18 protein-coding genes are annotated in these 17,607 nt (G+C 55.5%); 10 read left to right on the forward strand and 8 right to left on the reverse strand.

The annotated features are described in order from the left end of the window. The first annotated feature begins 253 nt into the window (after nt 1–253). Nucleotides 254–1,219, forward strand: coding sequence for a DUF1559 domain-containing protein (locus Pan97_RS12540; RefSeq protein ID WP_144973016.1), 966 nt, complete (start codon nt 254–256; stop codon nt 1,217–1,219). Nucleotides 1,220–1,348: 129 nt separating this feature from the next. Then, nucleotides 1,349–1,738: a hypothetical protein gene (locus tag Pan97_RS12545; RefSeq protein ID WP_144973018.1), complete on the forward strand. Its 390-nt coding sequence runs from the start codon at nt 1,349–1,351 to the stop codon at nt 1,736–1,738. An 87-nt stretch (nt 1,739–1,825) separates the two neighbouring features. Here the strand turns inward: Pan97_RS12545 and Pan97_RS12550 are convergent, their stop codons facing one another. Next, on the reverse strand, nt 1,826–2,245 hold the full coding sequence (locus tag Pan97_RS12550; RefSeq protein ID WP_196782377.1) for a hypothetical protein: 420 nt from the start codon (nt 2,243–2,245) through the stop codon (nt 1,826–1,828). Nucleotides 2,246–2,266: 21 nt separating this feature from the next. Next, nucleotides 2,267–3,232, reverse strand: coding sequence for a DUF1559 domain-containing protein (locus Pan97_RS12555; RefSeq protein ID WP_144973020.1), 966 nt, complete (start codon nt 3,230–3,232; stop codon nt 2,267–2,269). A gap of 442 nt (nt 3,233–3,674) precedes the next feature. Here Pan97_RS12555 and Pan97_RS12560 point away from each other — a divergent pair, with 442 nt between their 5' ends. Further along, nucleotides 3,675–4,517, forward strand: coding sequence for an arylamine N-acetyltransferase family protein (locus Pan97_RS12560; RefSeq protein WP_144973022.1), 843 nt, complete (start codon nt 3,675–3,677; stop codon nt 4,515–4,517). A 7-nt stretch (nt 4,518–4,524) separates the two neighbouring features. Here the strand turns inward: Pan97_RS12560 and Pan97_RS12565 are convergent, their stop codons facing one another. The 3 genes from Pan97_RS12565 to Pan97_RS12575 form a co-directional block, all read right to left on the reverse strand. Further along, nucleotides 4,525–5,631 (reverse strand): SGNH/GDSL hydrolase family protein, encoded by a 1,107-nt coding sequence (locus Pan97_RS12565; RefSeq protein ID WP_144973024.1) that lies wholly within the window; start codon nt 5,629–5,631, stop codon nt 4,525–4,527. 87 nt (nt 5,632–5,718) lie between these two features. Next, entirely contained in the window at nt 5,719–6,747 is a 1,029-nt protein-coding gene (locus tag Pan97_RS12570; protein ID WP_144973026.1) for a TlpA family protein disulfide reductase, read from the reverse strand. Nucleotides 6,748–6,984: 237 nt separating this feature from the next. Further along, on the reverse strand, nt 6,985–7,575 hold the full coding sequence (locus Pan97_RS12575) for a hypothetical protein (protein WP_144973028.1): 591 nt from the start codon (nt 7,573–7,575) through the stop codon (nt 6,985–6,987). Nucleotides 7,576–7,850: 275 nt separating this feature from the next. On the opposite strand from Pan97_RS12575, the gene Pan97_RS12580 reads away from it, so the two are divergent. The 3 genes from Pan97_RS12580 to Pan97_RS12590 are packed head-to-tail and all read left to right on the forward strand — an operon-like array spanning nt 7,851 to nt 9,449. After that, the gene (locus Pan97_RS12580; protein WP_144973030.1) at nt 7,851–8,519 is read left to right on the forward strand and encodes an esterase/lipase family protein; all 669 of its coding nucleotides are present in this window, start codon (nt 7,851–7,853) and stop codon (nt 8,517–8,519) included. Nucleotides 8,520–8,561: 42 nt separating this feature from the next. Then, nucleotides 8,562–9,083 carry a GNAT family N-acetyltransferase gene (locus Pan97_RS12585; RefSeq protein ID WP_144973032.1) on the forward strand — a complete coding sequence of 174 codons (522 nt, stop codon included), beginning with the start codon at nt 8,562–8,564 and terminating at the stop codon, nt 9,081–9,083. 45 nt (nt 9,084–9,128) lie between these two features. After that, complete coding sequence (locus Pan97_RS12590; protein WP_144973034.1) at nt 9,129–9,449, forward strand: Rieske (2Fe-2S) protein; 321 nt, start codon at nt 9,129–9,131, stop codon at nt 9,447–9,449. Nucleotides 9,450–9,529: 80 nt separating this feature from the next. Here Pan97_RS12590 and Pan97_RS12595 read toward each other — a convergent pair whose 3' ends face one another. After that, entirely contained in the window at nt 9,530–9,958 is a 429-nt protein-coding gene (locus Pan97_RS12595) for a hypothetical protein (RefSeq protein WP_144973036.1), read from the reverse strand. A 120-nt stretch (nt 9,959–10,078) separates the two neighbouring features. Beyond that, a complete protein-coding gene (locus Pan97_RS12600) occupies nt 10,079–11,023 on the reverse strand; it encodes a DUF1559 family PulG-like putative transporter (protein ID WP_144973038.1) in 945 nt (314 codons plus the stop codon). A gap of 623 nt (nt 11,024–11,646) precedes the next feature. Here Pan97_RS12600 and Pan97_RS12605 point away from each other — a divergent pair. From Pan97_RS12605 to Pan97_RS12615, 3 genes are all read left to right on the forward strand, one after another. Next, nucleotides 11,647–12,867: a hypothetical protein gene (locus Pan97_RS12605; protein WP_144973040.1), complete on the forward strand. Its 1,221-nt coding sequence runs from the start codon at nt 11,647–11,649 to the stop codon at nt 12,865–12,867. A gap of 133 nt (nt 12,868–13,000) precedes the next feature. Beyond that, entirely contained in the window at nt 13,001–13,606 is a 606-nt protein-coding gene (locus Pan97_RS12610) for a glycine zipper domain-containing protein (protein ID WP_144973043.1), read from the forward strand. A gap of 183 nt (nt 13,607–13,789) precedes the next feature. Further along, nucleotides 13,790–15,526, forward strand: a complete 1,737-nt coding sequence (locus Pan97_RS12615) for an outer membrane protein assembly factor BamB family protein (RefSeq protein ID WP_144973045.1) — start codon at nt 13,790–13,792, stop codon at nt 15,524–15,526. On the opposite strand, the gene Pan97_RS12620 is transcribed toward Pan97_RS12615, so the two are convergent. Continuing rightward, complete coding sequence (locus tag Pan97_RS12620; protein WP_144973047.1) at nt 15,523–16,653, reverse strand: ACP S-malonyltransferase; 1,131 nt, start codon at nt 16,651–16,653, stop codon at nt 15,523–15,525. The genes Pan97_RS12615 and Pan97_RS12620 overlap by 4 nt on opposite strands. A gap of 124 nt (nt 16,654–16,777) precedes the next feature. Between Pan97_RS12620 and Pan97_RS12625 the strand changes: the two genes are divergently transcribed. Continuing rightward, nucleotides 16,778–17,602, forward strand: a complete 825-nt coding sequence (locus Pan97_RS12625; RefSeq protein ID WP_144973049.1) for an SDR family NAD(P)-dependent oxidoreductase — start codon at nt 16,778–16,780, stop codon at nt 17,600–17,602. Nucleotides 17,603–17,607: the final 5 nt, after the last annotated feature.

The following is a 17,607-nucleotide window of genomic DNA, read 5'->3' on the forward strand; positions in this document are numbered from 1 at the left end:
GGATATCTGAACGCTAGAATCGGCAATTCATCAAATGGAACTAGATATCAGCACCATAGCAAGCGTGATATGGTAATGATATTGCAATTCAGGCAGGCAAAAGACCGAAGTGCAACACCTTTGATTGTCGCAAAATAAGGGTCGTTTGTTCAAGGGGAAACTCCTTCAAAAGGTATAATTAGTCGTGTAGCAACTGCCTCGGCTACATGCTTGTTCTCGTGCTATTCACACCGTATTCCTTTCGGAGAGATTCATGAAACGCGACGTCTTAGCCTCACGACGATCGTTTTCCCCACAACGCGGTTTTACGCTGGTTGAATTGTTGGTGGTGATCGCCATTATTGGCGTTTTGATTGCCCTCTTGCTGCCCGCCGTGCAACAGGCACGCGAAGCGGCTCGTCGCATGCAATGCTCCAACAACCTGAAGCAAATCGGCCTGGCGCTGCATAACTTTCATGATACCTACGGCAACTTGCCTCCTGGCGGCAGCCGAACCGGTCACGGTGGATACACGTGGGGAACGTTCATTCTTCCCTTCATCGAACAACCGGCCGTTTGGGACGCTATCTTGGAAGAGTCTGGCAACTATCCTCCCGATCCAACCGGCAAGTCGGGCTCGATCTACTGCGGTTGCCACCAATATGGTGTGTGGACCACGCCTGGGCCGGAAGCGACCGTGCTGGAAGCGTTCATCTGTCCTTCCGATACGCTCGCTGAAGTTCGTCCCGGTTCCGACATGGGGCATCAATGCGGGAAGGCGAACTATGCCGGTAGCCTGGGGCACGGACATGGTTCCGACAATGGTTTCTTTAACCGATTCATTACTTCGATTCGATCGCTACGGGACGTGACCGATGGTTTGTCGAATACGATCGCGATCGGCGAAGCGGGGGGCGGTCGTCTTGCTGGTGCACCGGATGGCGAGAACCCAACCTACCCGGTTTGGGCGGGTAGCCCCAAAGGTGGTTCCGGCACGGCATTGACGCACTGGGGGCCACTGCGAGAAGCATGGCACGGCGTGCCGATCAATCTTTCCAACGGTGGCGGTCCGGCTGGTGATCCTGCTTCCTGGGACAAGGGCTTCGGTAGCTTGCATCCAGGCGGAGCCATGTTCCTGTTCGGCGATGGTTCGGTGCACTTTCTGGCTGAAACGATCAACCTGGATGCCTATGACAACCTGGGTCAGATGAACGATGGTGAAGTCGTCGGCAACTACTAGTCGACTTCTGTCGTGGTTTTAAAAAGCGAGCCGGAGGGGCTCGCTTTTGCGGCATGCATGCGTGGGCCGGAACAGAAAAGAGCACGCATCGGTTCTCGACTCGATATCCTTCTAAGAGGAAACCAGGTCATGAAAAGTTGGACAATGGGAATAATCGGCGTGTTGGCACTAACGGCTTTGGCGGGCTGTAATTCCAACGCAAGTGTTACCGGAATGGTCACCGCAGGCGGAGAAACGGTGGACGGGGGGAGTATCGTCTTTCGTCCGCTCGCCGAAGGGGTGAAACCGGCGATCGGCAAGATCAACGCGGATGGCGGATACTCGTTGGTGACTGCCGGAAACGGGGGCGTTCAGCCTGGGGAGTACCAGGTGATGTACATGCCGCCGGATCAAAAGGAAGATGAAGCCGGTCGGGCTCTCGGTCCACCCGTCAAGTGGCGAAAGTTTCGAGCGCCATCCAGCCCCGTGAGTGTCGATTCGGGTGAAAACGACATTCCGATCACACTCGAGAAAACTTAGTTGACTCTACGAGCAAAGGCCCATGGTAGGAATGCCATGGGCCCTTTTTTACTTCTTGACTTCAAGCAATCCTCGTAAAGCTTGCTACTATTTTTGGGCCAGGTCGAAGCTGAACTCATTGGGCCCGGTCGCCGTCACGTCAACCGGGATTCCTGGCGAACCGACGGCGAAGCGTTTCGGGACGATGTCCTTTCCGGCGTCGGCATCCATCAGCTGAAATTGAACCCGATGCTTGCCAGGGACGGCTCCCAGGGAGTTGGTCGGATAGTAAACCTTGAACTTCCCTTCGGCGTCACTCGTACCGCGTGACGTGCCGGCGTCGGCCTCTGGTTCGAATAAAACCTGAATGTTAGGAAGTGGCGTTCCTCCCATGGTGACCACACCACTGACTTCGGCAAGTTCCGGCCCGCTACTCGACGAACTGAAGCAACCGGCGGCGGTCGACGTAACGAGCGCGGCAAGCACCACCAGAAACAATCTACAGGCGTGAGCGTGAAAAGGCTTCATGCGTTTAATTTCCCTTGGTGATTAATACTCTTCCAGAACCTGACCGTCGCCAATACGGGTGAGATAACGCAGCGTGTCGAGTTTGGTGGTTTCGCTCAGGAAGTGGATGGAGCCATCCCCGAATAGTGCGTTGCATCCGCCGGGATGGTTGCTGCCCGGCGTCCAGGCATACGGGCGTGGATTTGGCGGGGAAGCAGGCGTGTTAATCCCGCGTGACATTTGCAGCCAGTAGGTGTGCGTGTAAGCACCCCAGAAGGGACCGTACGAGTCGGACTCTTTCTGCATCGGTGATTCACACATCAAGATCGAACTGCTTAAGCCATCGGTGATGTCACGAAACTTGGCCGATCCATTGTCGCCGAATGCCGGCCGCTTGCTGGAATCGCTCGTCGATCCGTGCCAATAAAGTTCATTGTTGTAGTCGTTCCAATCGCTGGCGATGAAACCGTAGCTGGTGCGAGCATAGTTCTGGTTGTAGTACCAATCGGACGTGACGGTGCCTAGCTTGTCGTAGGGATCGGATGGGCAGGCATACAGATCGATGCGTGCTCCTTGCAGCACGGCCATATTGCCGGCGGCGTCGGTCGCGTCGGGAGGCGTATCGCCATCGGCGGGCGAAGCGAGACCCATGGGATAGCGGAAGTCGAGCTGAGCATGCATGGCCCCCTGCTCCAGGAAAGGCAAGATCAGCAGATGACCGGTGATGTTACGAATGTTGTCCTTCATCGCCGTCGGATAGGGAGCCGCGTCGCAGCCGCGACATGCCGCGTTGATCGTTGCCGGCGGCAGCACGAGATGTGTGTCGTGATAGTTGTGCAGCGCCAGGCCAATCTGTTTCAGGTTGTTGGTGCACTGCATGCGCCGGGCCGCTTCGCGGGCTTGCTGAACCGCTGGAAGCAGCAGCGCTATCAAGACGCCGATAATGGCGATCACTACGAGGAGTTCGACCAGCGTGAATCCCCGCTGAGGCAGAAGTTTTCGATCCATGTTACCAGTGGTCCTGTACGAATTTGGTGAATGAACAGATCAATTACGAGACCAGTACTTTCCCTACTCCTAGCCCGAGAGGCAGTGATTAAGCAGGAAGTGATCTCCCACGTCAGGCACGTGCCATGCCAAAACACACGCGTGACGCTAAAGAGATATAACGTGGCATCATCGTGCATGTCCTAAGTGGGTGTTCCTGAACGATTTACCGATCTAATACCCGGAGAGGACGTTTTTTGACCACCGAGAGGAGTGGTTTTTCGAGTGCTGCGAACGCGGCACGACATTGTCGCGCAATTCAGCAGGCCTCCGCCTGAAGTTAGCGTCGATGGGGCATGGGACCGATAGCCTCAGCGCTGATACGATAATCGCCGCGAACCTTTCCGGGCTGTGTGGCATCGGAAGTTAGTCATCCGTTCGGATCATGGAAAAGCAATCGATCATGGATCAAGTCGCAAGCTCGCAGGAAAGCGTTTCGGATTATGTGGACCTGGATGCCTATTTCCGGCGAATCGGCTACGAAGGTCCTCGCGAGGCAACGCCAGCCGTGCTCAACGACATCGTGCACGCTCACGTACTGACGATACCGTTTGAGAACCTGGATGTTCTGCTGGGGAAGCCAATTCTCCTGGATCCGGCTTCGCTACAAAAGAAACTGGTGCACGATCGTCGCGGGGGGTACTGCTTCGAGCAGAACGGGCTACTGCTGTTGGTGCTGGAGGCGATGGGGTACGACGTCGCTCCGATTAGTGCCCGGGTTAAGTTAGGGTACGCGCGAGGCGAGATCACTCCTCGAACACACCTGGTAGTGCGGATAGAAATGGATGGTTCTTCGTGGCTGGCCGACGTTGGGGTGGGCGGCCTCAGTCCTACCGCGGTGTTGAAATTGGAACTCGATCTTCCGCAGAAAACGCCTCACGAGACGCGACGGATCGTGCGGGATGGAGATCTTACCTTCCACCAGGCCTTGTTGGCCGGCCAATGGGAAGATGTGTATCAGATGACGATGGAGCAGATGCCGTTGATCGATCGCGAGGTGGCCAATTGGTACACGTCGACCAGCCCCAAGTCGCGATTCAAGAACCTGTTGATGGTGGCCAAGGCCGCGCCCAGTGGCGTCAGGTTGACGATGTTGAACGATGAGTTTTCGGTGAGGGATGCCAATGGTAAAGCCACCAAGACTCCGATTGGTACGCAAGAAGAAATGCTCGACCTGTTGGCCGAGCATTTCGGGGTTGAGCTAGAAGGGAGTGACCGCGCCAATTTGCCAGTCATCCGCGGCTGAGTTCCACTCAGTTCGAGCCGAGGGCTTTTTCCAAGACCGGCTTGAAGATCTCGGCTTGCCGCATGAAGCCCAGGTCGCTGGCATGCGAGGCGTCGGTGGCACCTTCAGTATCGTCGCCGTAAAGGTGATCCCCTTCAATGTAATACAGGTTTTTGACGCCAGCGTCGGTAAGCTCTTGATACGCCTTCTTGAGCGCGGCATGGTTGGCCGTATGATGCTGATGCCGGGCCGGTAAAATCCAGTCGTTCGTGTTGCGGCGGTCCTCGACCAGGATGATCGGCGTGTCCGGCTTGGCGGCGCGAAGCTGCTTCACCAGCGGCACACAGCGCTGGGCAACGTCCGTGGCGCCCATGTTTGGCAGACAGTCGATCACATAGGCCGCGGCATCGACTTGAACCAGGTAGTCACCCACTTCCTTGTGCATCCGGCCATTGCCAGAGAAGCCGAGGTTAGCCACCGGACGATCGAACCAGCGTCCGAGAATTGCCGTATGCACCATGCCTGGGCGGCTGGCACAAGCACCATGCGTGATGCTGGTACCGTAGAACACAATCGGCTTCTCGCGCGGTGCGATCTCTTCGAACTGCGATCCCTTCTTGACCCCAATCTTCAGCGATTCAATTCCGTTATATAGCGGCAAGTAGGCAGCAAACTCGCGGTGACCAGGAGCCAGGCCGCTGATCCAGTTGGTTTTTACCGTTTGCGCGGTGGGCTTGGTCACGGTGACCCACTTCCACTTCCCGTCTTCATCGCGAGCATACAGATCGACGCCGCTGACGCCGGTGGCTGGCATATGCGGCATGGCGATGCCGCCATCCTTCAGCTTGTAGTCGATCCAGAACTCAGTGGCGTCGGTTTTGAAGCGGGCCATCATGCCGGCACTGTCTCGGCTGAGTCCCCATACGGCCGGCGTCACTTTTCCTTCGGCAGAAGCTGGCAGGCGATCGAACCAGCGCGCACGATCTTGCTCTGGCAGAATTCGGCCTTCGACTCCCCACTGGGTAACGTCGTACCAGTCGATATTGTCGTCGGTTTTATCCTGAGCGACGAGCGACTGAAAAGAGCTTAACGAGAGAATAGCGACGACGAAAAGGAGCGTCGGGAAGGTTCTCATGAGATGGTTCCTAAGGTGGGACGGACGGGTAGGATTCCCCGACCGTAATTGGTTCACCCGGAACAAGCAAGTAGAGAGTCGTGATACCTATTGGACGGCATCGATCGCCTTTTGGGCTTCCTGGCCATAGTGCGTGTCGGCGTAGCGACTGATGACGCGTCCCATCATTCTTTTCAGCGTGACTGGGGAATTCGCCTTTTGTTTGCCTTGATCGTAAAGCTTTTTAGCCGTCAGCTCGTTCTGAAAGACTTCGTCTTCCTCCAACTTGTCGACCAGTTCTCGGCAGGCGCGTCCTTGGGGCGTCGATTTGAAATCGGTGGCCACCATTTCTGCGATTTCATAACCCTTGATCTGCTGGGGAATCGTGCCTTCTCGCGAGGTCTTGATGGTTTCAATTTGACGATTCAAGTAGTCCGTAACGGCCGAGTTGAATTCATCGGCCAGCGATTCGTCCATGTTCTTTCGCAGGGAGATAAGCGACCGCTCGTCCAACTTGGCACCAATTTCCGCAGGCCACAGGATTTCTCTCAAGCGTGGCGACATATCGGTTGTCAGGATCGAAAAACTTCCACCCATCCCCGATTTCATGTCGCGGACAATGGAGAATTCCTTCGTACCGTCGTTCTTGGGAAAATAGCTGCCTGCCGAGGATCGCCCGGCCTGCATGCCATCTTTGAAGACGGAATACATAAAGAGTTCGCTTTGAAAACCCATTCGCTGGACGATCGAGGGATCGTCTCCGTGGAAAATATTCGGCCCAACCAGGTTGCGTTCCACGGCGTAGCTGACGCCGCGCGTGGTTTCATCGGCGTTGATGGCAAACAGCACGACTGGCTGGTCGCGAATCATTTCATGGATTTGTGCGAAGAGCTCCGGGGACCAGGCGTTGCACTTGGGGCACCAAGAGGCGTAGATCATCACGACTGGAGTCTTGTCGCCGATCGACGCTGGTGACGGTACGCGCCCTTGCCAACGCACGCCTGCCAAGGCCTGGTCGAGCGTAACGTTCTGGACGGGGACCATCTGCATGCCAGGGGCTGGGTTCTGCCCAAAGGCCAAGCCTGAGAAGTTCAGGGTAACGAGTGCGACGATTGAAGCTAGAGAAAAACGATGCAAGATGAAACTCCTCGACAAACGGTATGGACGGATTCGATTGAAGTCGTTGCGATACCGTTCGTCAAGGTTGTTCGCCTCCCCCGCTAGGGATGTTTGTCGGGTTTTGCGCAGATTTTACGAGATGCCGTCCTGACGCGACCTCATCTGCCTCCTTCAGTAACCATGACGCGCAAAGCGAGATTATGTGAGAAAGAAGAAAATCGGATCGGACCCGGTGGTGGAGTGCACACGTCGGCACTATGGGATCCCGTCCTGACGCTCCTTGATGTACAGCTTTTCGTAGCCCTTCTTGCCGTAGTACTTGTTACCAGCTTCGCCGAGCATCGCCTGGCACTTCTTTTTGAATTCTCGCATATTGCCGGCGGCAAAGTCTTTGGCGGCGCTGGTAAAGGTTTGCATCAATCCTCCACTGAGGAACCCATTTTTGTAGTGCAAGAATAGTGCCTGGGCGAAGTGCGCATCGGCTTCCATTTCCTGCATGGTCATGCGCCATTTTTTCATGTCTTGGATCATGTGAGTCGCTTCATGAGCGATCGTGCTCCAGTGGTCTGGAGTATTGAGCGGCTTGGTCTCTGAGGTTAGATACAAACAATTAGAACCCATTTTGTAAAACGCCTTGGCTCCCGGGATTTCTCCATTGCCTTCATAGACGCGGATTCTCTTACTCGCGATCATCTGTCCGATTTCTTCGTAGTATTTGGGTTTGTAGCCCGGCAAGTTTGGCAGATACAGGCGAGGAAAATTAAACTTCTTCACGATTCCTCCATGCTGTAGAAAATGGGCGATCTGGTCGATTTTCTTTTGCTCTAATTCTGTCGCGGAAGACATGGTAGCCTCTGGGATAGGGTGCTGCTGGAATGACGCTTGTGCGAGGTGATTCGCTTCGCAAAAGCGGCCGTCTGGTAGGTAAATGGCAGAAGTCGAGAAAACCTTTCAGAGAATTTTGCTCGAACAGTGCCGGTAGGTGGGGGATTCGCTGGCTGGCAAGCCGTGGTTCGGCCTTCACGGAGATTAACGGAAAAAATAGAAAGCGGTTGCCCACAAAAGGTCACGATTACGCGAAATGCTTAGGGAGGACGTTCGACCTGTGGAGACTTGTAGATATGGAATCAGATAATCAGCAAGATGCGGATCACGCGGAGCGGGTCATCCTGATCCACGGCCTGTCTGGTAACCGGTGGGTGTTGGGGCCGCTCAATCGGTTTCTCGCGCAGAACCAATATCTCCCGACACGTTGGTGCTACCGTAGCGTGGGAAACAGCGTGACCAACCATGCCCAGCGGTTACGAGCGTTTCTCAAAGGGGAAGCCGACTCGCTGGAGCCGCTGCACTTCGTTACGCATAGCATGGGGGGAATCATCCTCAGGGCTGTGCTTGCGGACATGCATTGGCGCAGGCCAGGGAGACTCGTCATGCTGGCACCCCCAAATCATGGCTCAAGAGTCGCTGCGCTCGCGGCCCGCGGGCTTCATTACCTCTGCCCTGCCCTGTCCGATATTTCTACTTCGCCCGATAGCCTGGTACATCGACTGCCGATGGTCGACTCGCTTGATACGGGCGTGATTGCCGGGACACAGGACATTCTGGTTCATCTGGAAAGTACCTACATCGAGAATCAGGTCGATCACGTGCTCGTTCCGTGTGGACACAATCGCATCTTGCGTCATCCGGAATCACTGCGAGAGATTCTGCACTTCCTGAGAACCGGTCGCTTTTCCGAGGGGGCCTGCCGCACGGCACCGGCCGCTTCGCCGCGCGGCGTTATGGTATGATGGGGAGTACTGAATTCTCCACTGCCCCGAGACCGCACCTATATGCAGTTTGTACCTTGCACCTACGAAGAACACGCCCAGGCGATTCTGGAGATCTTTAACGACGCGATCGTGCATTCCACGGCGCTGTATGATTATCATCCGCGTCCCATGGAAAGTATGGTTACTTGGTTCGCCACCAAGAAGGCAGGTAACTTCCCCGTGATTGGCGTCGTCGACGAGGCTGGCCAACTGATGGGCTTTGCCAGTTACGGGACCTTTCGCCCCTGGGCCGCCTACAAGTACACCGTTGAACATTCGGTCTACGTTCATAAGGATCATCGCGGTAAAGGGCTCGGTATGATGCTGATGAAACGGCTGATCGAAATGGCCGAACAGAACGATGTTCATGTTCTGGTTGGCGGCATCGATCTGAGCAACGCGGGAAGTGTTCGCCTGCACGAGAAGCTCGGCTTTGAACTCTCTGGGACGATACGACAGGTCGCCTACAAATTCGGTCGCTGGTTAGACCTGGGGTTCTATCAATTGGTGCTCAAAACGCCGTCCCAACCAGTCGAAGGTTAACGTGGAATTCGCAGCTGAGACTCTTGCGCCAGGAAAGGAAGATTGATGCCGAATTGGATTGACGTCGCGGCCGAAGCCGACTGCCAGCTTGGTCAAGCGTTGGAGGTGGTTGCCGCCAAGAGAATGGTCGCCGTCTATCACACCGAGGAAGGCTACTTCGCGACCGATGGCATGTGCGCTCATCAAGGAGGCCCGGTCGGTCAGGGAGAACTTTGCGGCAACATCGTGACCTGTCCCTGGCATGGCTGGCAGTATGACGTCACCAGCGGCAAGCACCTACTCAGCTCGATCCATCTCGATTGCTATCCGGTGAAAGTCGAAGATGGCCGCATCTGGGTCGACATTCCGTCTGACGACGAAGGTTAGGCAGTGACCGTAGACTCGGTCGTTATGCTGACCGAGCTGCCGTGATTGAACCGAAGACGCTTGGAACGGCGGAACTCGTACTATTTGCCGTTCTTCTTCAGGTCGAAGTTCATTTCTTCACTTGGGCCCGAGATGGTCGCCTTCAGTGGAGTCAGATGCTTGGCGTTGTAGTTGGGATGCGTAATCGTTTCCAATTTCTGACGCGTACCGCTATCAGGCACACCCTTTAGAACGTATTCTTCCCCAACGACCTTGGTGCCTAAGACCATAACCTTCTTTTCACCCGGTTCTACCTCGGCCTGGTAGGCGCCGTCTTTGATCGGGGCGCCGGCGGCCTGTGTTTCTCCGTCGACCGATAGGAACGTGATCAGGCCCCCTTCAACAGGTTGGCCTTCGACCGATACGGTGCCGCTGATCGGCACGGTAGTCGATGCGGGGCCACCGCAGCCCAAAAACAGAGGAATCGAACAAACAATCGATAGTACAGCAAATTTCAGAGAGTATTTCATGGCTAAAGTCGCTCTTGGCAGTACGAAAAGATAAGAGTTGGGGGGAGTCGCGGCTTGGCTTGAAACGAAAGGCATCGCGCCGGCTCGGATGCGCGATGCCTCTTTCGAGATTTATTCTGGCTATGGAAGCTGCAGCGATTCGCCACCGCGACCCGACAATGCGGCTTCCCATACGGTGTCGCTGATCGTTTCGGCAACGAAGCGAACCGAGCCATCCATCATGCTCACGTTCACACCGCCGGGATGATTGCTGCGAGCTGCGATCTGATATTCCTGGTTGCTGCCAACCTGGGTACATGGCATCCGTCGATAGTCGGCATGGTTAGGATCTTCGGTCGTATCTTTACACTGACGACACTGGTCAGGAACGCGCGAGTTCGGCGTGTTGATCGACATGAAGCCGGGGCTCCCTTCGTCGTTGAGCATGTCGCCGCGGTTGTCATCAAGCTGGTTGGGCGAAGCAATCAAAATCTCGGAGAAGCCTGCGGTGTTTGACGTGCCATCGGTCAGGTCTGCAAAGCGATACATGTGACGAACACCAAATGGCGAACCGCTAAAGATGGCCTGATCGGCGGCGTTCTGGTGCAGGTGGGTATTACCCATGTTCGTAACGTAGTTTCCCATGACTCGCCAGTAAGTATCGGACTGCGCCTGGGTGACGTTCACTTTGTCGGACGGGCAGTAATAGCCGGACACAAATACGCGATGCGTGTCGATGTTGGGCGAAGTGTAGAAGGGATCGGCAATGTTGTATTGATCGTACAGGGCCGACTGTTCGATGAATGGCCACATGAAGACGGCGAATGTGACTCGTTGGTACGTTTGGCCATTCTCGACGGTGCCGCCGCTATTCATGGCAGCCAGCGGCATGAACCCTTTGTTGATGTCCGCGAAGTTGTGGGAGGCCAATGCCCACTGCTTCAGGTTATTGGTGCACTGCATGCGACGAGCGGCTTCGCGGGCCTGTTGGACCGCCGGCAATAGCAATGCAATCAGAACGCCGATGATGGCGATGACGACCAGGAGTTCGACGAGGGTAAAGCCTTGTCGTGAATGAGTTCGCATAGTTGACGGCTTTCAAAGAAAAGTGGTGAAAACGATCGTTGCCCAATTCGAGTTCGTGTTCGACTGCCCGAAAATACGTGCGTTGGAATAGACCGCGGATAGGCAGAAAAAACGACCAAATGGAAAAGATTAAGATGACTGTTTTGGTAGATTCTACAGTCGATGCGGTGATTTAGCTAGACCATAATTGAGAAATGTTGTCGTTTTGGGCCATGTGTTTCCATGGCCGTTGTATGCCTTGAAAGTCTCGAAATTGCCAATTTGTAACCCTGTTATTGCAAAAATGTAACAATTGTCTACCCGCAAAGGAGGGTGTGCTCCATATTTGCAAGGGGGCTTCAGAATCGAGGTGGATGAGTTTCTTTGCGATTCCCGGTTGTTCGCTCGTTGATCGAGACTATCGGCGACTCCTGACCATCGAGACCCGATGCCTGTCGAAGATGGGTACTCCACCTAGACACTTGGCAAAATTCCGGTCATTGGGATTGAGTAGGTTCAGAACTGCCCTGGCAAGCCATCGTGACGTAACTATTCGTGGACGATAGGCGTCGGCAGTCACTAGAATAGTTGGCGACCGTTCTCTTGCCGTTGTTCTGTCTCACCAGGCTAAGGAGCCTTTCGTCTTGTTGGAAAACTCGACACTCCATCGTCACCCGCTTCTTATCGTTGCATTCCTGATCGTCGCGTTTTGCGTAGGTAACGCGGGCAACGTACTCGCTCAAGAGGAATTCTCGAACGCGACTAAGGACGAAGAACTGATCGCGCAATTGGGAGACGAGCAGTACCAGGTTCGCGAAGATGCGGAAGCTCAGATCATGAAGCGAGGGGCCGACATGCTACCGCTGCTTCGTGAAGCACGCAGGTCGCCTGACCCGGAAATCCGGTTGCGAGCTATAACGCTCTATAAGCAGTTGAGTGATCGCGTGCGGGAAGACAATTTCAATCGTTTTACCGATATGGCCAAAGACGTCGATCTGCCAGGCTGGAATCGTTTCAAAGAGCGGCACGGCGATACCCGAGCGACGCGCAAGCTGTATGTCTCGATTTTAAAAGATGAATGGGACGTGATCGCGGCGCTCGAGACACAGCCGCAGATGATGGACTACCTGCTTTTTCAGCGAGCCAACAAGATCCGTGAAGATTTGTATGGCCCTAATCATGTTCAGATATCCGAAGGAACGGCGGCCGCCATGCTGCACGCGACCTCGTTCGACGACATTCGGATTACGGATCCGACGATGGATCAACTCAAATTCCTGCTCGCCGCACCGCAGGTCACCACCAGCTTGCAAGACCCGGAAAGTGCCGGACCTTTGCTGAGCGTCTTCGATCAATGGCTGGAAACTAATCTGAAGTCGGGACGCTTCACGCAGGAAATGCGATTTGTCGTGCTTACTACGTGTCTGCGGGAAGGCATCAAGAGTGGCAAGATCGTCGCCAAGCAAATGCTCGACGAGCGGGCCAGTCCAATCTACCAGAACGGTTTCGGCCAATTCGGAGCGATCAATGCGACCCAGCAAATGATGTACGCGATGCTCGCGATCGCGAAGCTGGGTGGTAAGGAAGATATCGAGTATCTCAGTAAGTACTTCGACGACGAAACCGAGGTCTCGCTGCCGACCGTTCAGGGAGACCAATTCAACACCCAGCTGAAAGACGTTGCGCTGGTCGCCGTACTGCACATTTCGGGCGAAAACCCGAAAGATTTTGGCTATCCGCGCATCTCGACCGATCCGAATTTTTTATACAACATTCGCTCGATCGGTTTTACCACGGCCGAGCAGCGCGAGCAGGCCTTCCAGAAATGGGAGAAATCCCAACGGCGTGGGCCCGCCGAAAAGTGATGCTAGCGTGCTGTCAATTTGGATTGACCAGATTCTCTGAAATTGGCATGATCCCGCGACGTGTTTTTGAGTAGCGCCCCAGCTCGCCATGGACGATACTTAGAAAAGCACGCTATTGCTTTAGGAGAAACGCATGCGCAGGGTCGCGCCAATCATTTACGTCGTTGTAATCGCTTCGGCCGCTTCGCTCGGCTGCCGGTCCCCTTACCACCAGGACCAACTGGGCGTCTTGGGTGCCGGTACCGGTGCTTTGGCGGGTGCGGCGATTGGTAGTGCTTCAGGTCATACCGCCGGTGGTGCAATCATCGGTGGACTGGTCGGTGCCACTGCGGGATCGGCCGTCGGAGCGCACATGGACGAAGTCGAAGCCCGAAATCAGGCCCTCTTCCAGCAGCGTCTGGGACGAAGCATCGAAGGACAAACAACCTTTGATGATGTGATTGCGATGAGCAAGGCCGGCCTCGGCGACCAGGTAATTACCACGCATATCCGCCGGCACGGTGTGGCTCAGGTGCCATCGGCTCAGGATCTGGTTTATCTGAAGACAAACGGCGTGAGCGATGCCGCCATTAACGCAATGCAAAATCCGCCGGTCGAAGTTGTCTCGGCCCCGGTGCGAGACCGGGTAATCGTTGAGGAACACTACTACGGCCCCGCCCCATACTGCGGCCCGCACTGGCATCGTCGCCACTACCACCATCGACCAGGAGTCCATTGGGGCATCACGGTCGGACACTAATTAACGCTGCGGCGTTTAGCTTGAAAACATATTAAGGGAAAGCTTCTTCGGCTTTCCCTTTTTCATTGCGCCGTAAAAGAATTGTGTGTGAATTCGCTTGAGCCCCCGTCGGTTCCTTGGTGAATCTAGCGTTATACTGAAACCTCTAGATCCAGGCGGACCATTTTATTGGTGAGATACGGAATGAGTAGCGAACCCGCAAGCGGAAACCCAGAAGCACCTGAGTCGCAGGCCAGCGACATGGTAGCCAGTGCCGAGAAGCGTTACCTTCCTCCACGCTGGATTTGGGTGGTTAGTACCTTGTTTCTAATACTAGGAGTCGTGGGATTCTTCGGACGTGTCCTCGGCAACGGACCTCTGGCCGATCTATATGACGCGTTGTGGATTTTTCGCGACCCGGCGATCTGCAATGTGATGGCACTAATCGGCGGCTTCTTTGCCTGCTTCATCCCGCTCGTCTGGTTTACCTTTGCCAGCGGATGGCCGGCTGCGATTCGATTTACGCCGATCACGCTGATCGGCTTGATCGTCGTCGGTTTCTTTGCGGTCTACGAGATTCGAGGAGTCTCCGGCGAGATGGTTCCCCGGTTCGGTTACCGCTTCGGAAAAGCACCAGACCAGCGTCTGGGCGAGTTTACCGCTTCGGAAGCGAATCAGGCTGGAGACGAGTCCCTTACCGTCGCCGACGATCCAAATGCGTTTCCTCAATTCCTTGGCCCTGAACGCGACAGTCGTCTGCCCGGTCCCCAACTTGAGACCGATTGGGCCGCCCATCCGCCGGAAGAGATTTGGCGAATGCCGATCGGTGCCGGCTGGTCGGGCTTCTCAGCCCTCGATGGTCGGATCTACACGATGGAGCAGCGTGACCATGAAGAACTGGTGACCTGCTACGACATGAAGACCGGCACGCCTATCTGGGGAACCGGCATCGAGGCGCGTCACTACACGGTGATGGGTTACGTCGGACCCCGCTGTACTCCGCTGCTCTTCGATGGACGTGTCTATGCGTTGGGTGCTACCGGAGTGCTGCGCTGTTTGAATGGGCGTAGCGGCGAAGTCGTTTGGCAGCACGACCTGTTAGAAATGTATGGCGTTTCGTCCGACGTCGAGGTGAAGAATATTGCCTGGGGCCGCGCGAATAGTCCGCTGGCTTATGAATTGGACGGCCGCAAGATCGTCATCATTCCTGCTGGCGGGCCGGACAAAACGAAAAAGGACGCAATGGTCTCACTGGTGGCCTTCGATGCGGCAACGGGAGAGACCGTCTGGGAAGGTGGACACGAACAAATCAGCTACGCCTCGCCCAGCGTTGCTCAGATCGACGGCAAAGACCAGATCATCAGCGTGAACGAATCGACCATCACCGGTCACGATCCGGCGACCGGCAAGCAGTTGTGGTCTTTTGACTGGCCGGGCAACTCCAACGGAAACGCAACCTGTTCTCAGGTGCACTCGCTGGGGAACAATCGCTTCTTTGTCTCTAAAGGTTATGGGCAAGGTGCGAGTATCTTCGAGGTGAAAGCGGACGGAGATGGTTTCACGACCGAAGCCTTGTGGAGCAATACCCGCGTCTTGAAGACCAAGTTCACCAATGTCGCGATCTTGGGTGACTATGTCTTCGGTCTGAATGACGGCATCTTGGAAAAGGTTAAGTTGGAAGCCAAACGCCCCGAATGGCGCGAACGTGGTTTTGGCCACGGCCAGGTTTTGTTGGTGGATGATGTGCTTTTGGTGATGGGGGAAGAAGGGAACCTGGCGGCAGTCGATACCGCCTCGGAAGACTACCACGAGTTCTCGCGGATTAAGGCGCTCTCCGGTGAAATCGCTCCGACGTGGAACCCAATGTGTCTGTACGGCGATTTGCTGCTGGTGCGCAACGCCGAGGAAGCAGCTTGCTACAAGCTTCCGACGAAGAACTAGCTGGCCTTGTCGATGAGCCAGTCTTCGAGGTTCGTCTGCTTGATGGTTGGCGCACGTAGCAGATAGGCACGTTCACCAATCAAAGCATTGAGCCAGGGGCGATAGACGAGCGTGGAGAGTGCCCGCGTGCTGATGCTGGCTTTGACCTGGGCTTCGACGTTCTCGGCCAGACGACTGTAGGTAGCCGGCACGATGTTGGGCTCGGGGCCGAGATGGATAAGTGACTCGGTGCCGCTGCTAAGCGTGTGGTAGACGGCTTGCCACAAGTGCTGAGGCTTGTCGACCCACTGACAGATGAGGTCGCGAACGTTTGAGTCGTTGTAACTACACGCGCCGGTCACCAGCGACAGCACCGGAGGCTTGGGGGCGGTAAACCCGCTTTTCATCTGGCTCATCAACAGCGAGGCCCGAGAATTGATATGCTCGCGCCAGACGATTGGCGTGTGCATCGGGGGCCACTTGTGAGGATTCTTCTTCAAGTGAACGCGATCGGCGATGGTTTCCTGAAGCCGTTTGTGCAGACGCGTCGTGGTGTCTTCTTCACCAATGACGATCAGCGAGTTTGGGGAAAGAATCGCCGAGATCCCGATCAGCCCTTTTCCCTCCGCGTTAATCTCTTGGCAAAGATGATGAACGCGATCGGCGCTGAGAGTCTTCTTGCGACAAAAAACAACCGCGAGCGTACATGTCGGTGCCAGCTTGGCGGTATCGGTGGATAGGGAAAGTGGTATGGTAAGTGCGTCTTCCAGGCTTAAGCATTGGCCTGCAACCAAAGCCGTCAGTTCACCGAGGCTGTAGCCCATCAGGTATTGGGCCTTGGCCAGTTGGACATGGTACTCCTGTTCGAGAATATCGACGTGCGCCATTTCCACGGCCATGATCAGCGCGATCGCGTCCGAGTAACTATCCAGGTCCGTCTCCTCGCCCCGGCTCACTCGACCCAGCAAATCAATCCGCCGATGCATTACGTCGGACGCAATCCGGCCACATTGCTCTAGCCGTCTAGCCACGTATCCGCCGAACCGCGGGTGGTTTAGTAACTCCGGCGTGCGGCCCAAATTCGTGACGTTGTAGCCGCGAAAGACGAACGCAGTCGTACTCAGTTGCCCAGTTATCTGATCCGCCATGATGGATGTCGTCGTCGGGGTGCGTGTCGGGTGGAAGCTCTTGCCTGATGCGTGGCATCCCGTATTGCCTACCGACAATATACAATGCACTCAGCTTCAATGTGAAAAGTAGGACCAGACGACCATGGAAACCATCCCGGAAACCGCAACGACCGATTTCAATTTGAAGGGAAAAGTCGCGGCCGTGACGGGTGCTGCCAGCGGAATCGGCCGAGCGATTGCCTTGCAACTGGCCCGTCAGGGGGCTTCCCTAATCCTGCACACGCGCAGCAACGATCACGGCCTGCGCGAGACCGCCAACCTGGCCCAGGCCATCCGTCCTCAGATTGCGGTCGAGTTATTGATCGAAGACTTCCAAGATCCACAGCAGCAAGATCGCTTTTGTCAGCAGGCCTGGGATTGGAGTGGAGGGATTGACATTCTGGTTAATAACGCTGGAGTGGATGTCCTGACTGGTGAGGCCGCACAGTTAACCTTCGAGGAAAAGCTGGAACTCGTCTACCGCGTCGACGTCGTTTCCACGATTCGAATTGCCAGAGCTCTGGGTAGCAAGATGAAAGCCATTCCTGGTAGAAGCATCGTGAACATCGGCTGGGATCAAGCCGCGCATGGCATGGAGGGAGACAGCGGCGAGATGTTTGCCGTCTCGAAAGGGGCGATCATCGCGTTCTCGAAGAGTTTGGCCAAGTCGCTCGCACCCAACGTACGCGTCAATTGCGTCGCCCCTGGCTGGATTCAGACCGCTTGGGGAGAAGAAAGTTCTGACTATTGGCAAGACCGCGCCCAACGCGAGTCGCTGGCGCAGACCTGGGGTAAGCCGGAAGACGTTGCGGCGGCGGTTGGCTTTCTCGTTTCTCCGGCGGCGCGATTCGTCAATGGACAAGTCGTTCCGGTCAACGGTGGATTCAACCATGGAGGTCAGCTTCCACGAAACGTGAAGGAGTCTTAAAGGCG

This window comes from Bremerella volcania (genome assembly GCF_007748115.1).
GTDB lineage: Bacteria > Planctomycetota > Planctomycetia > Pirellulales > Pirellulaceae > Bremerella > Bremerella volcania.

Coding starts and splice junctions, on each gene's coding strand:
- Pan97_RS12560 (WP_144973022.1), top strand. CDS start 3,675: ATGGATCAAGTCGCAAGCTCGCAGGAAAGCGTTTCGGATTATGTGGAC.
- Pan97_RS12590 (WP_144973034.1), top strand. CDS start 9,129: ATGCCGAATTGGATTGACGTCGCGGCCGAAGCCGACTGCCAGCTTGGT.
- Pan97_RS12555 (WP_144973020.1), bottom strand. CDS start 3,232: ATGGATCGAAAACTTCTGCCTCAGCGGGGATTCACGCTGGTCGAACTC.
- Pan97_RS12585 (WP_144973032.1), top strand. CDS start 8,562: ATGCAGTTTGTACCTTGCACCTACGAAGAACACGCCCAGGCGATTCTG.
- Pan97_RS12600 (WP_144973038.1), bottom strand. CDS start 11,023: ATGCGAACTCATTCACGACAAGGCTTTACCCTCGTCGAACTCCTGGTC.
- Pan97_RS12580 (WP_144973030.1), top strand. CDS start 7,851: ATGGAATCAGATAATCAGCAAGATGCGGATCACGCGGAGCGGGTCATC.
- Pan97_RS12540 (WP_144973016.1), top strand. CDS start 254: ATGAAACGCGACGTCTTAGCCTCACGACGATCGTTTTCCCCACAACGC.
- Pan97_RS12595 (WP_144973036.1), bottom strand. CDS start 9,958: ATGAAATACTCTCTGAAATTTGCTGTACTATCGATTGTTTGTTCGATT.
- Pan97_RS12615 (WP_144973045.1), top strand. CDS start 13,790: ATGAGTAGCGAACCCGCAAGCGGAAACCCAGAAGCACCTGAGTCGCAG.
- Pan97_RS12620 (WP_144973047.1), bottom strand. CDS start 16,653: ATGGCGGATCAGATAACTGGGCAACTGAGTACGACTGCGTTCGTCTTT.
- Pan97_RS12550 (WP_196782377.1), bottom strand. CDS start 2,245: ATGAAGCCTTTTCACGCTCACGCCTGTAGATTGTTTCTGGTGGTGCTT.
- Pan97_RS12625 (WP_144973049.1), top strand. CDS start 16,778: ATGGAAACCATCCCGGAAACCGCAACGACCGATTTCAATTTGAAGGGA.
- Pan97_RS12575 (WP_144973028.1), bottom strand. CDS start 7,575: ATGTCTTCCGCGACAGAATTAGAGCAAAAGAAAATCGACCAGATCGCC.
- Pan97_RS12610 (WP_144973043.1), top strand. CDS start 13,001: ATGCGCAGGGTCGCGCCAATCATTTACGTCGTTGTAATCGCTTCGGCC.
- Pan97_RS12545 (WP_144973018.1), top strand. CDS start 1,349: ATGAAAAGTTGGACAATGGGAATAATCGGCGTGTTGGCACTAACGGCT.
- Pan97_RS12565 (WP_144973024.1), bottom strand. CDS start 5,631: ATGAGAACCTTCCCGACGCTCCTTTTCGTCGTCGCTATTCTCTCGTTA.